The organism is Delftia sp. RIT313, from assembly GCF_000632165.1.
Classification (GTDB): Bacteria; Pseudomonadota; Gammaproteobacteria; order Burkholderiales; family Burkholderiaceae_C; genus Comamonas; species Comamonas acidovorans.
In genome coordinates this window covers 199,844-219,433 of sequence record NZ_JFYT01000001.1, presented here as the reverse complement: position 1 = coordinate 219,433, position 19,590 = coordinate 199,844, and the positions used below count along the sequence as shown (strand labels likewise).

The 19,590-nt window shown below is 68.5% G+C and carries 17 protein-coding genes; 9 read left to right on the top strand and 8 right to left on the bottom strand.

What is annotated here, in order from left to right; translation table 11 throughout:
- Nucleotide 1 precedes the first annotated feature (1 nt).
- The 3 genes from BW39_RS00930 to BW39_RS00920 all read left to right on the top strand — a co-directional run bounded on the left by BW39_RS00930 (nucleotide 2) and on the right by BW39_RS00920 (nucleotide 3,176).
- Nucleotides 2-382: a DUF4212 domain-containing protein gene (locus BW39_RS00930; protein ID WP_012206862.1), complete on the top strand. Its 381-nt coding sequence runs from the start codon at nucleotides 2-4 to the stop codon at nucleotides 380-382.
- Nucleotides 375-2,465: a VC_2705 family sodium/solute symporter gene (locus tag BW39_RS00925; RefSeq protein ID WP_034396370.1), complete on the top strand. Its 2,091-nt coding sequence runs from the start codon at nucleotides 375-377 to the stop codon at nucleotides 2,463-2,465. The genes BW39_RS00930 and BW39_RS00925 overlap by 8 nt, the downstream gene beginning before the upstream one ends.
- A gap of 186 nt (nucleotides 2,466-2,651) precedes the next feature.
- Nucleotides 2,652-3,176, top strand: coding sequence for a hypothetical protein (locus BW39_RS00920; RefSeq protein WP_043819156.1), 525 nt, complete (start codon nucleotides 2,652-2,654; stop codon nucleotides 3,174-3,176).
- Nucleotides 3,177-3,283: 107 nt separating this feature from the next.
- Here BW39_RS00920 and BW39_RS00915 read toward each other — a convergent pair whose 3' ends face one another.
- From BW39_RS00915 to BW39_RS00890, 6 genes are all read right to left on the bottom strand, one after another.
- Nucleotides 3,284-3,637 carry an FKBP-type peptidyl-prolyl cis-trans isomerase gene (locus BW39_RS00915; RefSeq protein WP_012206859.1) on the bottom strand — a complete coding sequence of 118 codons (354 nt, stop codon included), beginning with the start codon at nucleotides 3,635-3,637 and terminating at the stop codon, nucleotides 3,284-3,286.
- Nucleotides 3,638-3,746: 109 nt separating this feature from the next.
- A complete protein-coding gene (locus tag BW39_RS00910; RefSeq protein ID WP_012206858.1) occupies nucleotides 3,747-4,052 on the bottom strand; it encodes a winged helix-turn-helix transcriptional regulator in 306 nt (101 codons plus the stop codon).
- Between the two features lie 220 nt (nucleotides 4,053-4,272).
- Nucleotides 4,273-5,361, bottom strand: a complete 1,089-nt coding sequence (locus BW39_RS00905; protein ID WP_043819155.1) for a Bug family tripartite tricarboxylate transporter substrate binding protein — start codon at nucleotides 5,359-5,361, stop codon at nucleotides 4,273-4,275.
- A 156-nt stretch (nucleotides 5,362-5,517) separates the two neighbouring features.
- On the bottom strand, nucleotides 5,518-8,046 hold the full coding sequence (locus tag BW39_RS00900; protein WP_081816108.1) for a TonB-dependent siderophore receptor: 2,529 nt from the start codon (nucleotides 8,044-8,046) through the stop codon (nucleotides 5,518-5,520).
- A 126-nt stretch (nucleotides 8,047-8,172) separates the two neighbouring features.
- A complete protein-coding gene (locus BW39_RS00895; protein ID WP_013801138.1) occupies nucleotides 8,173-9,216 on the bottom strand; it encodes a FecR domain-containing protein in 1,044 nt (347 codons plus the stop codon).
- On the bottom strand, nucleotides 9,213-9,713 hold the full coding sequence (locus tag BW39_RS00890; protein WP_230355034.1) for a sigma-70 family RNA polymerase sigma factor: 501 nt from the start codon (nucleotides 9,711-9,713) through the stop codon (nucleotides 9,213-9,215). The genes BW39_RS00895 and BW39_RS00890 overlap by 4 nt, the downstream gene beginning before the upstream one ends.
- 239 nt (nucleotides 9,714-9,952) lie before the next feature.
- Here BW39_RS00890 and BW39_RS00885 point away from each other — a divergent pair, with 239 nt between their 5' ends.
- The 6 genes from BW39_RS00885 (at nucleotide 9,953) to BW39_RS00860 (ending at nucleotide 17,017) form a co-directional block, all read left to right on the top strand.
- Nucleotides 9,953-10,591 carry a PepSY-associated TM helix domain-containing protein gene (locus BW39_RS00885; RefSeq protein ID WP_013801140.1) on the top strand — a complete coding sequence of 213 codons (639 nt, stop codon included), beginning with the start codon at nucleotides 9,953-9,955 and terminating at the stop codon, nucleotides 10,589-10,591.
- A 20-nt stretch (nucleotides 10,592-10,611) separates the two neighbouring features.
- The gene (locus BW39_RS00880) at nucleotides 10,612-11,139 is read left to right on the top strand and encodes a DUF2271 domain-containing protein (protein WP_034396360.1); all 528 of its coding nucleotides are present in this window, start codon (nucleotides 10,612-10,614) and stop codon (nucleotides 11,137-11,139) included.
- A 100-nt stretch (nucleotides 11,140-11,239) separates the two neighbouring features.
- The gene (locus BW39_RS00875) at nucleotides 11,240-12,058 is read left to right on the top strand and encodes a DUF4198 domain-containing protein (protein WP_013801142.1); all 819 of its coding nucleotides are present in this window, start codon (nucleotides 11,240-11,242) and stop codon (nucleotides 12,056-12,058) included.
- 41 nt (nucleotides 12,059-12,099) lie between these two features.
- Nucleotides 12,100-13,176: an FAD:protein FMN transferase gene (locus tag BW39_RS00870; protein ID WP_043819152.1), complete on the top strand. Its 1,077-nt coding sequence runs from the start codon at nucleotides 12,100-12,102 to the stop codon at nucleotides 13,174-13,176.
- Between the two features lie 45 nt (nucleotides 13,177-13,221).
- Entirely contained in the window at nucleotides 13,222-14,607 is a 1,386-nt protein-coding gene (locus BW39_RS00865; RefSeq protein ID WP_043819149.1) for a sulfite reductase subunit alpha, read from the top strand.
- 229 nt (nucleotides 14,608-14,836) lie between these two features.
- Nucleotides 14,837-17,017 carry a TonB-dependent receptor domain-containing protein gene (locus tag BW39_RS00860; protein WP_043819145.1) on the top strand — a complete coding sequence of 727 codons (2,181 nt, stop codon included), beginning with the start codon at nucleotides 14,837-14,839 and terminating at the stop codon, nucleotides 17,015-17,017.
- Here BW39_RS00860 and BW39_RS00855 read toward each other — a convergent pair.
- Nucleotides 17,005-17,982: a ketopantoate reductase family protein gene (locus BW39_RS00855; protein WP_043819143.1), complete on the bottom strand. Its 978-nt coding sequence runs from the start codon at nucleotides 17,980-17,982 to the stop codon at nucleotides 17,005-17,007. The genes BW39_RS00860 and BW39_RS00855 overlap by 13 nt on opposite strands.
- A 127-nt stretch (nucleotides 17,983-18,109) precedes the next feature.
- Nucleotides 18,110-19,567 (bottom strand): NAD-dependent succinate-semialdehyde dehydrogenase, encoded by a 1,458-nt coding sequence (locus BW39_RS00850; RefSeq protein ID WP_043819141.1) that lies wholly within the window; start codon nucleotides 19,565-19,567, stop codon nucleotides 18,110-18,112.
- Between the last annotated feature and the right edge of the window lie 23 nt (nucleotides 19,568-19,590).

The window sequence follows — 19,590 nt, the reverse complement described above, 5'->3', positions numbered from 1 at the left end:
CATGCATACGCCGAAAGCGCACTTGCATGACGACGCGGTCGGGGGACCGTCCGAAGGCGAGACCTTCGCCCCCGACCTGCACGACATCCGCCATCTGTGGCTCAAGGCCGTGCTGTTCGCGGTCTGGGTGGCCGTCTCCTTTGGCGCCTGCTACTACGCGCGCGACCTGCAGGCGCTGATGCCCGACTGGCCGCTGGCCTACTGGTTCGCGGCCCAGGGGGCAGTCCTGATGTTCCTGGCCATCGTCATCGTCTATTGTCTGTCCATGGACCATTTCGAGCGCCGCGAGGCCCGGGCCGCTTTTGCGACGGCACCGGCTCCCGCATCCCCATCGGCCGATACGCAACCGTCCGCACCGCCATCGCCTCCCGGCCATGGCTGAGCGCGCACCGCTGACGGCGGCCTCCCACTGGCGGCTGCACCGTATCGTGGCCCTGTACACGCTGGGCGTGCTGGGTTTTCTGGCCCTCATGTTCTGGGCCGAGCAGCAAGGCCTGTCGCGCCACTGGATAGGCCCCATCTTCCTGTTCTTCACCGTCATGGTCTATGCGGCCATCGGCGTGTACCTGCGCACCAGCGACCCCGAGGAGTACTACGTCGCGGGCCGGCGCATTCCGCCCTTCTACAACGGCATGGCGGCTGCGGCGGACTGGGTCAGCGCGGCCTCGTTCATCAGCCTGTCGGGGGCGCTGTACCTGCAGGGCTTTGCCGGCGTGCCAGGCCAGGCCGGCGGACTGGCCTACCTGCTGGGCTGGACGGGCGGCTTTTGCCTGGTCGCCATGCTGATCGCGCCGCACCTGCGGGCGATGAAGCTCTACACCATTCCCGATTTCTTCCAGCAGCGCTACGGCGGGCGCTGGCCGCGCGTGATCGCGGCGCTGGCGGCCGTGATCTGCTCGTTCACCTATGTGGTGGCGCAGATCTACGGCGTGGGGCTGATCGCCTCGCGGCTGACGGGCGTGCAGTTCGAGATCGGCATCATGCTGGGCCTGGGCGGCGTGCTGCTGTGCTCCTTCCTGGGCGGCATGCGCGCCATCACCTGGACCCAGGTCGCGCAGTACGTGGTGATCCTGCTGGCCTTTCTGATCCCCGTGTCCTGGCTGGCCTACCGGCAGATGGGCAATCCCGTGGCACCGCTGGCCTATACGGCCCAGCTCAGCCAGATTGCGGAGATGGAGCAGCGCCTGCTGGACTCGCCGGCCGAGCAGGAGGTGATCGCCGCCTACCGCCTGCGCGCCGAGGTGCTGGAGGACAAGCTCAAGGACGTGCCGCGCGTTCTGGCCGCCGAGCGCCAGGCGCTGGCCGAGCGCATACGCGATCTGCGCACGCGCAGCGGCGATATCGGCGCCATCATGGCCGCCAGCCGCGAACTGGCCGCCATGCCGCGTGACGAAGCGGCCGCGCGCGCGCTGTGGACACGCCAGCTGCAGGAAATGCGCGAGCGCGAGAAGCCGCTGGGCGGCATTCCGCTGCACAGCCTGCCATTCGCCGGCAACCCCGACGGATCCCCCCAGGAGCAGCAGATCTACGAGGACAGCCGGCGCAACTTCCTGGCGCTGATGTTCTGCCTCATGGCCGGCACGGCCGGCCTGCCGCACCTGCTCACGCGCTACTACACGGCGCCCTCGGTCTCGGGGGCGCGGGCCTCGGTGGGCTGGACGCTGTTCTTCATCGGCGTGCTGTACATGAGCGCGCCGGCCCTTGCCGTGCTGGTCAAGTTCGAGGTCATGAACAACCTCGTGGGCATCCGCTTTGACGAGCTGCCCAACTGGATGGCGCAGTGGGCCAGGGTGGATGCCTCCTTGCTGGCCGTGGAGGATGTCAACGGCGACGGCGTGCTGCAGTTCGGCGAGATCCGCATGGGCGCCGACCTCATCATGCTGGCCACGCCCGAGCTGGGCGGCATGCCCTACGTGGTCTCCGGCCTGGTGGCGGCCGGCGGCCTGGCTGCGGCGCTGTCCACGGCCGATGGACTGCTGCTGACCATCAGCAACGCGCTGGTGCGCGACCTGTACTTTCGTGAGCGCCGCCGCCGCGCCTCGCCCGAGCAGCGCGTGATCCTGTCCAAGTTCGCGCTGCTGGTGATGGCGCTGTCGGCCGCCTTCGTGGCCTCACGCCGTTCCTCGGACATCCTGCCCATGGTCACGGCATCGTTCTCGCTGGCGGCCTCGGCTTTCGTTCCGGCCATGGTGCTGGGCATCTTCTGGCGTGGCACCACGCGCCGGGGCGCCGTGGCCGGCATGCTGGCCGGGCTGGGCGTCACGCTGTACTACATGGTCTCGCATGTGCCGGCACTGCAGCCCGTGCTGCCCGAAGCGCTGCACGCGCGCCTGTGGTGGGGCATACAGCCGATTTCATCGGGCGTCTTCGGCGTGCCGGCCGGCCTGCTGGTGACCTGGCTGGTCAGCTGCCTGGACCCGCGCCGCCGGGCACCGGCGCGTTCCGTGCCCGCGAAAGCGTCCTGACGGCAGAGGCCGCCGGGCGGGAGGATGGCCATTTTCTGCCCCGTTTTTGCGCTTTTGGCAGATCTGGATCATTGCCGGCACCACTGAAGCCCGTGCGTGCTGGAAAACCCGCTTTTGGGAGCCGGAGGCTCATGACACGCTGCGAGCCGTGTCCGATCCGATCCCTCGCAGAGAATCCCGTCCGCCATGCATTTTGTGAAAACGTCCGCCGGCCAACAGGCATTCAAGGAACGCCATGCCGATCTCTCGCCCCGGTTGCGCTCGGCCTTTTTGCTGTTTGACGGGCAACGCAGCCTGGCGCAGGTGCTGCAGGCCGTCGCCGGCATGGGCGTGACGCAGGACGAGATCCTGGCGCTGGTGGAGCGCGAATGGCTGGCACCGCGCGACGCGGCCGAGCCCCGGCTGGGCGTGGTGGCCGTTGCGGTGCCTTCGGTCCCTGCCGCACCTGCTGCAGCGGCTTCTTCCACGGATTCGACTGGCGATGCCCCCGCGCAGTCCGAGCCATCGCTGGCCGTGCGCTATCGCAACGCCTATCCGCTGGCCGTGGCCATCACGGCCAACCTGGGCCTGAAGGGGTTCCGGCTCAACCTTGCCGTGGAAGCGGCCATGGGCTACGACCAGCTGGTGGCGCTGGCACCGCGCCTGCGCGAGGCGGCCAGTCCTGCCAGCTACCTGCCGCTGCACGAGGCGCTGTTCGGCAAGGCACCTTGAATGAGGAATGGCACTCACGCGGCCCGAGAGGGGTTGGGGCGGACCGTCCATGAAAAAGGGCAAGGCGCCTTCGCACCTTGCCCTTGCATGAATCCGTGGGTGCAGGCTCAGACGGCCAGCAGCTCCACGTCGAACTTCAGCGTGGCGTTGGGGGGGATCACGCCGCCGGCGCCGCGGGCGCCATAGCCCAGCTCGGCCGGGATGATCAGGGTGCGCTGGCCGCCCACCTTCATGCCTTGCACGCCTTCGTCCCAGCCCTTGATCACCATGCCGCCGCCCAGGGGGAAGACGAAGGGATCGTTGCGGTCCTTGCTGGAGTCGAACTTGGCGCCCTGCACGCCGTTGTTGTAGAGCCAGCCCGTGTAGTGCACGGTCACGCTGCGGCCGCGCTGGGCTTCGGCGCCGTCGCCCACGACGGTGTCTTCATACTGCAGGCCGGATGCGGTGGTGGTGAAAGCCATGGTGGTATTCCTTGAGAGAGAAACGGTAGGGGGAAAGGAGACGACCCGGCGGGCCGGTGGCCCTGCGCGGGAAGAGGCCGTGGCGCCTGGTGCCGCGCCCGGCCTGACATCACTTCTTGGCGCGCGCGGCCACCCAGCGGTTGGCAAAGGCCTGCACATCGGACAGGCGCTTGAGCAGGTCCTGGCCGGCCAGCGTCACGGTGTAGCCGTCGGAGCCATGCTCCAGCAGCCCGCACTCGCGCAGTTCCTTGATGCGGGTGTTCAGCGTGTTGGGCGTGATGCCGCCCACGCTGTCTTGCAGCAGTCGAAAGGTCTGAGGATGGCCGTCCCGCAGCGCCCACAGCACGCGCAACGCGTAGCGGCATTCGAGTTTCTCGAACAGCTGGTTGATGGCGGCGTTTTCCTTGGAGCTCATGACGCTTCTCCTTGCGCAATGGTGTGGGTGAGCCGGCGGGTGCGTCCGGGTGGGACGCGCGCCGAGCCAAGTCCCGGGGAACTATAGCTCTGGATCCATTCTGCTACAAGTTTGGTAGCTCAAAACCCACAGCGGCAATGCCCCACGCTAGAGGAATACGCGTATGACCAAGCCAGTGTTGCAGGCCCGCCACGTGGCCTGCCCGCTGCGCGGCGGTTTCTCAGCTCTTGAGTTTGAGCAGATAGGTCATCACGCTGGCCGTGGTGTGCTCCAGCTCCAGAAAGCCGTTGAAATCGCGACCCGCCTGCCAGGAAGGCTCCCAGCGGTTCTGGCGCAGGGCGCGTTGCCAGCTCTCGTGCTGCGTGGCCTGCTCCACGGCGCCCAGCAGGGCCTGGGCACGTGCGGCGCTGACCTGCTTGCCGGTGAAGACGGCGCGCCAGTTGGCCATGTCCGCATCCAGCCCCTGCTCGCGGAACGAGGGCAGGCCGAACAGGCTGCGGCGCGAGGACACGCCGATGGCGCGCAGCTTGCCGCTGGCCAGGGCTTCGCTGAACTCGCTGTAGCCGGACACGCCCATGCGCGCATCGCCCTTGAGCAAGGCCTCCACCACCTGGGCGCCGCCAGGAAACGGCTTGTAGACCAGTTGCTCGGGCGCCGCCTTGGCCGCGCGCGTGAGCAGGCCGGCGAACATGTGGTCCACGCCACCGGCCGAGCCACCCGCAAACGACTGGTGGGCCAGGTCGCTGCGCAGCGCGGCCACCAGGTCCTTGGCATTGCGGATGGGGGAGTCGGCCGGTACGGCCACGACGAGGTAGTCGCTGGTCAGGCGGGCAATCGGCTGCACATGCGACATGTTGACGGCCGGCTTTTGCAGTGCCACCGCGCCGACCATCACCATGCCGCCGATCAGCAAGGCGTCGGGGTCCTTGCCATGGCGCTCGGCAAACTGGGCCAGGCCGATGGTGCCTCCCTTGCCGCCCACGTTTTCATACTCCACGCGCTCGGCCGCGCCGCTGGCCACCAGGGCCGCGCCCAGCGCGCGGCCGGTCTGGTCCCAGCCGCCACCGGCATTGGCCGGAATGACGATGCGCAGGCTGGTCGCCACGCGCTGGGCGCTGCCGGCCGCCCGTGGCGCATGGGCTGCAGGTGCTGCCGCTGGCGGTGCGGCATGGGCCAGAGGAGAGCACAGCATGGCCAGGGCAGCGCCCTGGGCCAGCATCTGGCGGCGGTTCTGGCGCGTTCCATCGGCGGTATGGGCGGCGGTATGGGCGGCGTTGGCGGCGGTTTGCGAAAAGCTCGGAAGGCGCATGCAGTCTCCAATCGGGTTCGCGCGCCATTGTGGGCGCAAATGAATCAGAAAAGCAGATTATGTAAGCATGTGCGTCAGCTGCTTGACACAACACAGTACAGCGCAGTCCGGCCCGCGCGGCTCTGTGATCTCTGGGCCGGTGCGGTCCCTCAGCGCTCAGAAGTCGTAACGCATGCTCACGTTGACGCTGCGCGGCGCACCCCAGGTGTAGTACAGGCCCTGGGCATTGAAGTTGGTCACGCCAGAGAAATAGTGCTTGTCGAACAGGTTGTTGACGTTGGCCGCGATGCTGAGATGGCGGTTGATCTGGTAGCGCGCCATCAGGTCCATCACCCAGTAGGCGTCCTGGCGCAGCGTGGCGGCGCCGCGGCTGGTGGAGATGGCGCTCTGCCAGCGCGCGGCGCCACCCACGGTCAGACCGGACAGCGCGCCCTGCGCGAAGCGGTAGGTGGTGCCCAGCTTGAACTGGTGGCGCGGGCTGGTGGCGGCGTTGTCCAGATTGCTGTTGATGGTCACGTAGCTGCCCTGGGCCTGCCAGCCCTTGGACAGCTCGCCGGACAGTTCCAGTTCGAAGCCGCGCCTGCGCGCGCCCTGGACCGCGCGGTAGGCCGTTTCGCCATTGGGCATGAGCCCGTCTTCCACGGCCGTGTTGTCGGTGCGCATCCAGAAATGGGCGACGCTGGCGTTCAACCGCTTGTCGAAGAATTCGCCCTTGGCGCCGATCTCGTAGGTCAGGCCCTCCTCGGGCGGCAGCGTGCGTTCCTGCAGATCCTTGGCGCTTTGCGCCTTGAAGATGCTGGCGTAGCTGCCATACAGCGAGATGTTCGGGCTGACGTCATACACCAGGCCCGCATAGGGCGTGACCACGCCGTGCTCGCGCATGTTGTAGTTGTACCAGCTGATGTCGGTCACATCCTTCTGGTCGTAGTTGGTCACGCGCAGGCCGGCGATCAGCTTCAGCGGATCGGCCAGATTGAGGCGCGCCGCGCTGTAGAGATAGCTGCGCTTGTTGCTGAACAGGTCGTTGGAATAGGGGATGTTGTCCGCTGGCGCCGGGATGGCTGCGCCGCCCTGGCTGAAGTCCACCTGCGGCAGGTCCAGGCCGGGGCGCGCGCCGCGCAGCAGCGTGGTGCGGTTGCGTGCGGCGCCCGCACCCACCAGCAACTCATGCTGGCGGCCGAACAGCGTGAACGGGCCTTGCACGTCGATGCTGATGTTCTGGTTGCGGGACTCGATGTCCTTGTAGGCCGCGAACTGGGCCGAGCTGGGCAGGGCGTAGCGCAGCAGGCCGATCTGCATGTCGGGCGTCTTCACCTCTTCATGCGACATCTGCAGCTTGGCCTTCCAGCCGCTGGCAAAGCGGTGCTCCAGGCGCGCGAAGCTGTTGAGCGACTCCTGCTCGTAGCCCGACCAGGGCGCGGCGATGTTCAGCGAGCGCGGCATCCAGCCGACGAACTGGCCGGTGCCCGTGTAGCCCTGGATGGGCGTGGTGCCGCCCGAGCCGCGCAGCTCGCGCTGGCGGTAGGTGATGCCGGCGCTCAGCAGGGTGTCGGGGGTGAGGTCGTATTCCAGCGTGCCGTACAGCATGGAGCTGTTGCTGTGCTGGTGGTCGCGGAAGCTGTCGCCGCTCTTGCGCGAGGCCACCAGGCGGCCGCGCAGGCTGCCTTCCTGGTTCAGCGGACCGGCAATGTCGGCATCGGCACGGTAGGTGCCCCAGCTGCCCGCGCTGGCCATTGCGCTGGCCTGGAAGTCGCGCGTGGGGCGCTTGCGGATCAGGTTGACCGTGGCTCCGTAGGCGCCGTCGCCATTGATCAGGCCCGACGAGCCCTTGAGCACTTCAACGCGGTCGATCTCGGCCAGATCGTCCAGCGAGTACATGATGTGCGTGTTCCAGCCCCAGCCATTGGTGAGCTGGCGGCTGCCATCGGTCTGCAGGTTGACGCTGGAGCCGCGCACGTTGAAGGTGGTCATCTCGCTTTGGCGGACCACGGCCACGCCGGGCGTCTGCTCCAGCACGTCGGTCAGGGTCTCCAGCTTGAAGTCGTCCATGCGCTGGCGCGTCATCACGCTCACCGACTGCGGCGTCTCGCGCAGCGACAGGCCCAGGCCCGTGGCCGTGCTGCTGGGTCCGGTCGCGGTGTAGGCGCCCGTGCCTTCCGTGGCGCTGCCGACCTCGGCCTTGGCGGTGACGTGCACCTCGCCCAGCGTGGTGGCGCCCACGGCTGAGGCGGCAGGCGCTGTCGAGGACGCAGGCGATGCCTGCGAGCGGCGCAGCGTATAGCCGCCGTTGCCCGAGGTCGCGGCCGCCAGGCCCGAGCCCGCCAGCAGGCGGGTCAGCGCCTCGGCCGGCGCATGGCTGCCCTGCAGGCCCGGGCTTTGCAGATCGCGCACCAGCTCGGGCGTATAGGCCAGCAGCACACCCGAGGCCTTGGCGAAGCGCGTGAGCGCGGCCTCCAGCGGTCCTGCCGGAATGTCGTAGGCCTGGGCGCGCTCGGTACCTGTCTGGGCCAGGGCCTGGGCCTGGCCCTGGGCATTCGCGGGCAAGGGCAGGGCGGACAGGCTGGCCAGTGCGGCGGCCAGGGCCAGGGTCAATGCGGACAGGTGGAACGCAGGCGCAGGCTGCGCGGGGCGGAGGACGCGTGCCGCCGCGGTAGCGAGGCGGTGCTGGTGATGGAGGTCGGACATGTTGGTGCGGTCTTTGGAACAGGGAGGAAACATGGCGCCGCAAAGCGCCTCTCCCCTGCTTGTCACGCGAGATGGGAAAAGGTACAGACCGATGTCACCGGGCCGGGTTGTCCCGCCGCCTTTTCTTCATGCCGGACCTATGCGCACCCAGTAGCGCACCGGCACATGGATGCGCACGGGCAGCACCTGTACCAGGGACTGCAGGATGCGGTCCGTATCGGCGAGCGGGAAGACGCCCGACAGGCGCAACCCGGCCACCTCGGGTGCCAGCGTGATCAGCCCGGGTCGGTAGCGGCGCAGTTCGTCGATGAAGCGGTCCAGGCGCATGTCCGAGGCCACGAGCACGCCTTCGTCCCAGCCCGGCCCCTCGCCGGCCGCGCCGGCCGGCAGCGCCTGCGTGGCACTGAGCCTTGCGGCTTCGCCGCTGTCGACACGCAGCAACTCGCCCGTGCGGCTGCGGGCCTCGACCGCGCCCTCGAAAACGGCCACGCGCGTATCCGCAGTCTCCATGTCATGGCGCACCGTGAAACGCGTGCCCAGGGCGCGCAGCCTGCCCGCGGGCGTGTCCACCACAAAGGGGCGCGCGGGCTGGGCCGTGTCATGGGCGGTGGTGACCATCAGCTCGCCGCGCAACAGCAGCACGCGGCGCAGCTGGTCGTCGAAGGCAAGGTCCACGGACGTCTCGGTGTTGAGCAGCAGCTGCGTGCCATCGGGCAACTGCAGGGAGCGCCGCTCGCCCTTGGCTGTGCTGACATCGGCATTCCAGGCTTGCCAGGGCAGGCGCTCATGCGCAGTCCATGCCGCAGCACCTGCGCCGGCCAGGCCAGCGACGCTGGCCAGCAGGCGGCGGCGTGACTGGGCGGTCTTGAGGCTGCGCGCCAGCGTGGCCGTGGCAAGGGGGCCATTGAGGGGACCGCTGTCCGGGCGTGCGTCAGGCAGCCTGAGCCGCGCATTCGTGGCCTCGATGCGCTGCCAGGCCCGCTCATGCAGCGGATGGGCCGCGCGCCAGTCCAGCCATTGCGCGCGTTGTTCCTCTGTGCACTCGCCTGACCACAGCTGCACCAGCCAGTCTACGGCGCTGTGGACCACGTCAGGCGGCAGCGCGGGGTCGGCACTATGGGTGGAGCCATCGGCGCCATGGACGCGCCCGGCAGCGCAGCGCTGCGTCATGCCGCATGTTCCGGGAAGTAGCAATGCCGGATGGCGCGCGCCATGTACTGCTTGACCGAGCTGACCGAGACCTGCAGCAGCAACGCGATCTCGGCATAGGCCATGCCGTCCAGCTGGGCGTGCAAAAAGGCCGCGCGCACCTTGGGCGGCAGGCCGTCGAGCAGGCGGTCCAGCTCGCACAGCGTCTCCAGCACGATGGCGCGTTCCTCGGGCGAGGGCGCCAGCGGCTCGGGCTGCAGCGCCAGCGTGTCCAGATAGGCACGTTCAATTTCTCGGCGGCGCAGATGGTTGGCCATCACGCGCTTGGCCACCGTGGTGAGGAAGGCGCGGGGCTCCCGGATCTCGGACAGTTCGGTGCGAGACTCCATCACGCGCACGTAGGTGTCCTGTGCGAAATCTGCCGCATCGCCTGCATGGCCCAGCCGGCGCTGCAGCCAGGTGCGCAGCCAGCCATGGTGCTGCTGGTAGAGATGGGCAAGGGCCTGGTGGGGAGTCACGGCGGGACAGGACACGAAGGTGAAGAGAGGGGATGCAAGTGATAAGCATTCTTATTTTACTTTGGGTGATGCTGGCACCGCCTTGGCGTGGCGCACGATTAAGCCGGTAAAGCTTGTGTAAATGCGATCAATTCTTATTTGTGGGCGGTAGAATCCCCGGGCCTTTCCTTTCCTGGGCTCCCGTGCCCGCCATCCGTGATGGTTGACGCCGCGTGGCGCTGCCGCCTTTTTCTGTTGCGATGACATCCCCCAAACCGGACCCTCGGCGCCGTTCCTACTGGCTCAAGACACTGCACGAGTGGCACTGGGTCAGCTCCGCGCTGTGCCTGATCGGCATGCTGCTGTTCGCCGTCACGGGGTTCACGCTCAACCATGCGGGGCAGATCGAGTCCAAGCCGCGCATCGTGCGGGGCGAGGCGGCATTGCCCGATGCGCTGCGCGTGCAGTTGGTCCAGCAGCAGGCCAGCCAGCCGCGCGACCGGGCGCCCGTGCCTGCGCCGTTTGCGGACTGGGTGCGCGGCCAGTGGGGCCTTGAGGCCGAGGGCCGCGAGGCCGAATGGACGGCCGACGAACTCTATGTCTCCCTGCCACGCCCCGGCGGCGATGCCTGGGTGCGCGTTGCCCTGGCCGATGGCGAGGCCGAATACGAGCGCACCGACCGGGGCTGGATCGCCTATCTGAACGACCTGCACAAGGGCCGCAACACGGGCGCCGCCTGGAGCTGGTTCATCGACATCTTTGCCGCAGCCTGCCTGGTGTTCACCGTCACGGGCCTGTTCATCCTGAAGATGCATGCAGGCAACCGCCCCTTCACCTGGCCCATGGTCGGCATGGGGCTGGTGATTCCCATGCTGCTGGCCCTCCTGTTGATCCACTGAGAACCGAAAGAGCCTTGCCAATGAATCCGCACTTCTCTCTGCGCTACACCATGGCGCTTGGCGCCTGCCTGGGCGCGGTCCCGGTCTTTGCCGCCGGCCTGAACGTGGGCGTGGAAATTCCGCGCCTGGATGTCGCCGAATACCACCGCCCCTACGTGGCCGTGTGGATCGAGCGCGCCGACGCCTCGGTGGCCTCCACGCTGTCGGTCTGGTACGACGTGAAGATGCGCAATGCCGAAGGCACGAAGTGGCTCAAGGACATGCGCCAGTGGTGGCGCCGCACGGGCCGTGACCTGACCCTGCCGATCGATGGCGTGACCAGCCCCACGCGTCCCGTGGGCAAGCACCAGCTGAGTTTCACCGAAGGCGCCAACCCCTTCGCCAAGCTGCCGCCCGGTGAATACAAGCTCGTGGTCGAGGCCGCGCGCGAAGTCGGCGGCCGCGAAGTGGTCACCGTGCCCTTCAAGTGGCCCGCGGCCAAGGCCGAGCAACTGAGCGCCAAGGGCAGCAGCGAGCTGGGCGAGATCAGCGTCGAGCTCAAGCCTTGAAATTGAAAGCCGCCGAGGCGCTGTGCGCCCTCCCCCTCACGAGGGGGACGACGCCATCGCTGCACGTGCCAGACCCATCCACGAACCAAGGAGATTTTTCATGAAGTCCAAGACCCGCTTTGCCGTCCGTCTGGCTGCCAGCCTCGCCATTGCCTGCGGCGCCTTCCAGGCCGCCCAGGCCCACAACCTGTGGCTGCTGCCCTCGACCACGGTGCTGTCCAAGGCCGAATGGATCACGGTGGATGCCGCTGTCTCCAACGACCTGTTCTTCTTCAACCACGTGCCGCTGGGCCTGGACAACCTCGTTGTCTCGGCGCCGGACGGCTCGGCCGTCGCGCCGCAGAATGCCCATCGCGGCAAGCTGCGCAGCGTGTTCGACCTGGACCTGCAGCAAAGCGGCACCTACCGCCTGGCCATCGTCAACGACGGCCTGTTTGCCTCCTGGAAGGACAAGGCCACAGGCCAGAACCGCCGCTGGCGCGGCTCGCCCGAGAAGTTCGCCGCCGATGTGCCCGCCGACGCGCAGGACCTGAAGGTGACCCAGTCCGTGGGCCGCATCGAGACCTTCGTGACCGTGGGCAAGCCCAGCGCCGTCAAGCCTTCCGGCAAGGGGCTGGAGCTGGTGCCCGTGACCCATCCCAACGACCTGGTCAAGGGCGAGAAGGCCACCTTCGCCTTCCATGTGGACGGCAAGCCCGCCGCCAACCTGGAAGTCGTGCTGGTGCCCGGCGCCACGCGCTACCGCGACAACAAGGGCGAGATCAAGGCCACGACCGACGCCAAGGGCGAGTTCAGCGTGACCTGGCCCACCGCCGGCATGTACTGGGTGGATGCCGACGCCCAGGACAACAAGACATCGCTGCCCCAGGCCAAGGAGCGCCGCCTGTCCTACGTGGGCACGTTCGAGGTGCTGCCCTGAGCCTTGCGTCCCCGCCCGGGGCTCCGTCTGCGCCCGCGCCCGTGCGCGTGAGCTTCGCGCCCGCCCTGTTGCAGGGCAGCGCAGGCCGGGGCCTTGCCGCGCCCGTGTCCACAGGCGCGGCGTCCTTTGCCGTCTCCGGCTACGCGCCGCAGGCGGTGCGGCGGGCAGATCCGGCCGCGCTGCAAACACTCACCGGCGAGGCCATGGGCACGACCTGGAGCGTGCGCCTGCACAACCCGGATTTCCGCCCGCTCGATGATGCGCGCCAGGCCATAGAGGCTGCGCTGGCCCTGGTCGTGCGCCAGATGAGCAACTGGGAAGCCGACTCCGACATCTCGCGCTTCAACCGCGCCGAGCCCGGCAGCTGGCATGCACTGCCGCCCGAATTCTTCACCGTGCTGACCTGTGCACTCGAGTGGGCACAGGCCAGCGGCGGCGCCTGGGACCCTACCGTGGGGCCGCTGGTCGATCTGTGGGGCTTCGGCCCGCGTGCGTCAAAGGCGCAGGGCGCCGGCATCCCCGATGCCGATGCGCTGCGGCGGGTGCGCGAGCGCGTGGGCTACCAGCGCATCGTGCTGGATCTGGCGGGCCGGCGCGCACTGCAGCCCGGCGCCGTGCATGTGGACTTCAGCGGCATCGCCAAAGGCTATTCGGTGGACCTGGTCGCCGAGCGCCTGCAGGCGCTGGGCCATACCGATTTCCTCGTCGAGGTGGGCGGCGAGCTGCGTGCCTGCGGTCAGCGCCCTGGCAACCAGCCCTGGCGCGTGGCCGTGGCCAGCATGGCGGACCAGTCCACGCCGCTGGCGCTGCCGCTGCGCGACATGGCCGTCGCCACCTCGGGCGACCACTGGCATGCCTTCGAGCAGGGCGGGCGCCGCTACTCCCACACCATCGATCCGCGCAGCGGCGAGCCCGTGGCGCATGGCCTGACCAGCGTCACCGTGCTGCATGCCGAATGCATGCAGGCCGACGCCCTGGCCACCGTGCTCACCGTGCTGGGGCCGCGCGAGGGCCTGGACTTTGCCGAGCAGCGCGGCGTGGCGGCGCTGCTGTGCGAGCGCACTGCGCAAGGCCCTGCCATGGCGATGACAACGGCTTTTGCCGCGCTGCTGCCGTGAGCGTTTCCTTCACTTTTTCCGCCGTGTAGATTTCCGGTCCCCGCCATGACCTTGTCCGACCCTGGGCTGCGCGTACTCGCAGCCGCCGTGCTGGTCCTGCTCTATGCGGCCATGTGCGCCGCCATCTGGTGGCGCGAGCGCCGCCAGCGCATGCGGGCCCGGCAGGAAGCGGCTGCGCTGACCAGCGCACGCGAGGGCGCGCTGCCCCTGCTCGTGGCCTATGCCAGCCAGACCGGCCAGGCCGAGGAACTGGCGCGCGAAACCGCCCGGCTGCTGCACACGGCCGGAGAAAGCGTGCACCTGTGCGCCCTGGACGCTGTGGATGCCGACCTGCTGGCGCGCACGCAAAGGGCGCTGTTCATCGCCAGCACCTATGGCGAGGGCGATCCGCCCGACAACGCGGCGCTGTTCCTGGCGCACGCCATGGCCGAGGCACGGCCGCTGTCCCATCTGCAATACGGCCTGCTGGCGCTGGGCGACCGGCAGTACGCGCAGTTCTGCGGCTTTGGCCGCGCGCTGGACAGCTGGCTGCGTGCCGGTGGCGCCAGGCCCTGGTTCGAGCGCATTGAAATGGACAACGGCGCGCCGCAGGCGCTGACTGCCTGGCAGCACCAGCTGACCCAGATCAGCAGCCTGGGCGACATGCCGGCATGGGAGCAGCCGGTCTTCAGCGAATGGACGCTGGCCGCGCGCCGGCACATGAACCCGGGCAGCGCAGGCGAGCCGGTGTTCCACATCGAGCTGCAGCCCCCTGCAACGGAGCCCGCGCTGTGGGAGTCCGGCGACCTGGCGCAGGTCTGCATTCCTGCGGACCCGCAGCATTCGCGCGAGTACTCCATCGCCTCCATCGCCCAGGATGGCTGCGTGCACCTGCTGGTGCGCCAGGCGCGGCGCGAGGATGGCTCGCCGGGCCTGGCCTCGGGCTGGCTCACGCAGGGCGCGCCCCTGGGGGCAGCCATCACCCTGCGGCTGCGTGCGCACCGCAATTTCCGGCTGGAAGACAACCTGCAGCGCCCGCTGGTGCTGATCGGCAACGGCACGGGCCTGGCCGGCCTGCGCAGCCACCTGCGCGCGCGTGCTGCGGCGGGCCTGGGTCCCAACTGGCTGCTGTTCGGCGAGCGCAATGCGGCGCACGACCGGCTGTACGGCGACGAGCTTCAGGCATGGTGCGATGGCGGCGTGCTGCAGCGCCTGGACCTGGCCTTCTCGCGCGACCGCAGCGAAGGCGCGCCGCGCGCCTATGTGCAGGACCTGCTGGCGCAGTCCGGCGATGTCTTGCGCCAATGGGTGGCGCAGGGCGCAGCCATCTACGTTTGCGGCAGCCTGCAGGGCATGGCCCAGGGCGTGGACCAGGCGCTGCATGCCGTGTTGGGTGAGGCGCAGATGGACCAGCTGGTGCGCAGCGGCCGATACCGGCGCGATGTGTATTGAGGTGGTGAGAGCAGCTTGCGCCAGCGCAAGCATTGGTGCCGTCAGCGCTTTCTGCTCCTAGGAACGTAGCATCCGTGCGACAGATAAATCCTATTGTGATCATGAGAATGGAAATGATTCTCAATGTTCATATAATTTCGTTACATATCCCCATCCCATCGCATAACCAAACATTTCAAAGCGAGTTGCACGGGCCCCACAGCCCGTTTTCCGTTTCTGGAGTGTTTGCATGTCGTATCGCGATCTGCGCGGAGTTCTTCCGTCGCGTCCTTCCCATCTGGCCCTTGTGGTGGCTGCCGTCTGCGCTTCGGGTGCCGTCTCTGCACAGACGGCAACAGGCAATGCCGCGCCCGCCACGGAGCTGCGCGAAGTCGTGGTCTCCGCCTCGGGTTTCGAGCAGGACATCAAGGAGGCGCCGGCCTCCATCACCGTCATCCCGCGTGAGGAACTGGCCAAGGGCCGCTTCGGCAGCCTGACCGACGCGCTGGAAAGCGTGGAAGGCATCGACGTGGGCGCCCCCGCAGGCAAGACCGGCGGCCTGAACATCAGCATCCGCGGCATGCCCAGCGACTACACGCTGGTGCTCATCGACGGCCGCCGCCAGAACTCGGCCGGCAACGTCACGCCCAACGGCTTTGGCGAGACGCAGACCAGCTTCATGCCGCCCATCGGCGCCATCGAGCGCATCGAGGTCATCCGCGGCCCCATGTCCACGCTCTACGGCTCCGACGCCATGGGCGGCGTGATCAACATCATCACCCGCAAGGTCGGCAAGACCTGGACGGGCAGCGTCAGCGCCGACTACACGCTGCAGCAAGAGTCGGAGTTCGGCGACATCAAATCCGGCAAGTTCTACCTGAGCGGCCCCATCAAGGAGGACCTGCTGGGCCTGTCGATCCGCGGCAGCACGCAGCGCCGGGCCGCTTCGGACATCACCTATGCGGGCGCCGACGGCCAGCCCGCCGTTCCCCTCATGGGCGGCAACCCCGTCAAGTCCGAGATCAACAACCTGGGCCTGCGCCTGGCGCTCACGCCCAACAGGTACCACGACATCACGCTGGACCTGGACTCGGGCCGCCAGACCTATGACAACTCGCGCGGCCAGCTCGGCACGCTGGGGCTGCAGGGGGGCTACGGCCCCGAGCAGAAATACAACCGCGACCAGCTCACGCTGGCGCACACGGGCCGCTTCGGCTTCGGAACCTGGGACACCAGCTTCATGGTGAACCGCACCGAAACCATGGGCCGCACCGTTCCCCCGGGAACGCCGGGCGCGACACCGGGCGCTGCGCGCACGCTGGAGGTGGAAAGCAAGGTGCTGGACAGCAAGCTGGTCCTGCCCTGGGGTGCCCACCTGACCACGCTGGGCGGCCAGTGGTGGGATGCCGAGATGAAGGACGGCGTGGCGCCGAACAAGTTCGCCTTCACGCAGAAGGCCCTGTTTGCCGAGGACGAATGGAGCCTGACCGACGCCTTCAAGCTCACCATGGGCGCGCGCTATGACCGCCACAGTCTCTTCGGCGGCAAGCTCAGCCCGCGCATCTACGGCGTGTGGAATGCCGCGCCGCAGTGGACCGTGAAGGGCGGCGTCAGCAACGGCTACAAGACGCCGCGTGTGGAGCAGCTGGCGCCCGGCATCAACGGCTTCGGCCAGCAGGGCCGCCTGCCGCTGGTGGGCAGCCCCAACCTCAAGCCCGAAACCAGCCGCACCACCGAACTGGGCGTCTATTTCGACAGCCCCACGGGCTTTGCGGGCAGCGCCACGGTGTTCAACAACGAGTTCAAGGACAAGATCACCAGCGGCCCGGGCCTGATCAACTGCGACTTTGCGGCAGCGCCCAACCGCCCCGGCTGCGTGAGCTTCGGCAACTGGCCCCTGGTGGATGCCTTCGGCCAGTCCATCAACGTGGACGAGGCCGTCACGCGCGGCCTGGAGCTGAGCGCGCGCATGCCGCTGGCGCGCGGCTGGAATGCCAGCGCCAACTACACCTTCACCAAGAGCGAGCAAAAGAGCGGCCCCAACCGGGGCAACCCGCTGAGCGACACGCCCAAGCATGCGCTCAACGCCCGCCTGAACTGGGAGCCGGGTGCCCAGTGGAACCTGTGGCTGCGTGCCGAATACCGCAGCGAACGCTACCGCGACCCCGGCACCAGCGCCAGCTCCCAGGCCGCCAAGGCCGCGCTGGGCAACTACAAGGCCTATACCCAGTTCCACCTGGGTGGCAGCTACCGCGTGAGCAAGCAGTTCACCATCAACGCGGCCATCTACAACCTGTTCAACAAGGATTTCGTGGACTACCAGCCCTACAACGTACCGGGCCAGGTCCAGGGTACCGTGATCTTTGGGAACCGCTACGCGAACAACCAGGAAGGCCGCCGCCTGTGGGTGTCCGCCAACTACGAGTTCTGAGGCGGGTTCCGGGGCGCCTGGCTGGCCTGCACGCGTGACGGGGCCAGCCTGACCAGCACCTGCAGCGTGCGGTTCAGCGGCACGGGCACGCCCAGGGCCTCGCCGCGCCGCACCACGTAGCCGTTCAGGTGGTCGATTTCGCTGGGCTTGCCCAGCGCCAGATCCTGGGCGGTGGACGAGAACTGGCCCGGCATGGTGGCCGGCAGGCCCCGCACGGCAGCGGGCACGTCGCCGGGCAGGGCCACGCCGTCGGCCCTGGCCACGGCCAGGCATTCGGCCACCACGTCGTCCACCACGTGCGCCACGCCGGGCGCCTGCACCAGCGGGCCGTAGGGCAGCTGGCACAGCGCCGACAGCGCGTTGTAGGCGCAGTTGATCACCAGCTTGGCCCACAGCGCGCCGCGCACATCGGGCGATACCTGCACGGCAATGCCCGCCGCGCCAAATTGCCGGGCCACCTGTTCGCTGAGTGCAGAGGGCGCGATGACCAGCTCGCCACGGCCGAAATGGCGCACATGGCCGGGACCGGCCATGGCCGTGGCCACATAGACCACGGCGGCCGCCACGGCAACGGACGGGCCCAGCACGGCGCGCACGCGCTCGTCGTTGTCCACGCCGTTTTGCATGGTCAGCACCAGAACGCCCGGCGCCAGGTGCGGCTGCATCTCGCGGGCCGCTTCCTCGGTGGCCGTGGACTTGACGCAGAACATCACCACATCGGCATCGCGCACGGCGCTGGCCTCGGTCGATGCCTGCATGGGCACCTGGATGTCCAGCGCCGCCGTCTCCAGCCGCAGGCCATGCTGCTGCACGGCCTGCACATGGGCGGGACGGCCGATCAGCGTGACCTGGTGGCCGGCGCGCGCCAGCAGTGCGCCGAAATAGCAGCCCACGGCGCCTGCGCCCATGACGGCGATGCGCAGTGGCGCGGTGGGGGAGGAGGGGCTGGCGGAAGAAGCGTCCATGGTGCGAATCGGATAGGCCTTTGATGGCGCCCAGTCTAGCCAGGCTGCCGTCAAGGGCCCATGCTGTCTTCCCTGCCGGGGGGCACTGCGGACTTCAGGCCGTCCTCATGCCGTGCTCATACCGTGCTCATGCCGTCTGCAGGCACAGGTACTTGGTTTCCAGGTATTCCTCGATGCCGTGGCGCGAGCCCTCGCGGCCCAGGCCGGACTGCTTGACGCCGCCGAAGGGCGCGACCTCGTTGGAGATCAGGCCGGTATTGATGCCCACCATGCCGTACTCCAGCGCACGCGATACGCGCCAGATGCGGCGGTTGTCGTTGGTGAACAGATAGGCGGCCAGGCCGTAGATGGTGTCGTTGGCGCGACGCACCACTTCGTCCTCGTCGTGGAAACGGAACAGCGGCGCCAGCGGGCCGAAGGTCTCTTCCTCGCAGACCCGCATGCTGTCGTTCACATCGGCCAGCAGCGTGGGCTCGTAGAACAGCTGGCCCGGCACCGGGCGCCTGCCACCGGCCAGCAGGCGTGCGCCCTTGGACAGCGCGTCGGCCACATGGCTTTCCACCTTCTGCACGGCGGCCTCGTTGATCAGCGGGCCATGCGTCACGCCGGGCTCCAGGCCGTTGCCGACCTTGAACTCCGCCATGGCCCGCGCCAGGCGGCGGGCCAGTTCGTCATGGATGCGGTCGTGCACATAGATGCGGTTGGCGCATACGCAGGTCTGGCCCGCGTTGCGGAACTTGGAGGCCAGGATGCCGGCCACGGCCTGGTCGATATCGGCATCGTCGAACACGATCAACGGCGCATTGCCGCCCAGCTCCAGCGACAGCTTCTTGACCGTGTCGCTGCACTGGCGCATCAGCAGCCGCCCGGTGGCCGTGGAGCCTGTGAAGCTGAGCTTGCGCACCACGGGACTTTGGGTCAGCGCCTGGCCGATGTCCTGCGGGTGGCCGGTCAGCACCTGGAAGACGCCAGCGGGAATGCCGGCCTCCTGGGCCAGCACGCCCAGGGCCAGGGCGGTGAAGGGCGTGCTTTCGGCCGGCTTGACCAGCATGGTGCAGCCGGCGGCCAGCGCCGGGCCGGCCTTGCGCGTGATCATGGCGGCCGGAAAGTTCCAGGGCGTGATGGCGGCGCACACGCCAATGGGCTCGCGCAGCGTCAGCAGTTGCTGGCCGGCCGTGGGCGACTGCAGCAGTTCTCCGTCCACGCGCTTGCCTTCCTCGGCAAACCATTCGATGAAGGAGGCCGCGTAGGCGATCTCGCCGCGCGCCTCGGCCAGGGGCTTGCCCTGCTCCAGGGTCATCAGCCGCGCCAGATCGTCCTGGTGCGCCAGCATCAAGTCGAACCAGCGGCGCAGGATGCCGGCGCGCTGCTTGCCCGTCAGCGCGGCCCAGGCGGGCAGGGCGCGCTGTGCGGCGGCAATGGCGGCTTCGGTCTCGCCGGCCTGCAGGGCAGGCACCTGGCCCAGGCGCTCGCCCGTGGCGGGGTTGAAGACGTCGATGGCGGGGCCGGAGCCCACGGCTCGCCAGCCCTCGGCGAGCAGGCAGGCCTGGCGGAACAGATCGGGGCGTTGCAGTGAAAGACTCATGGTGCGGCAGGGTGTGGCTGGGA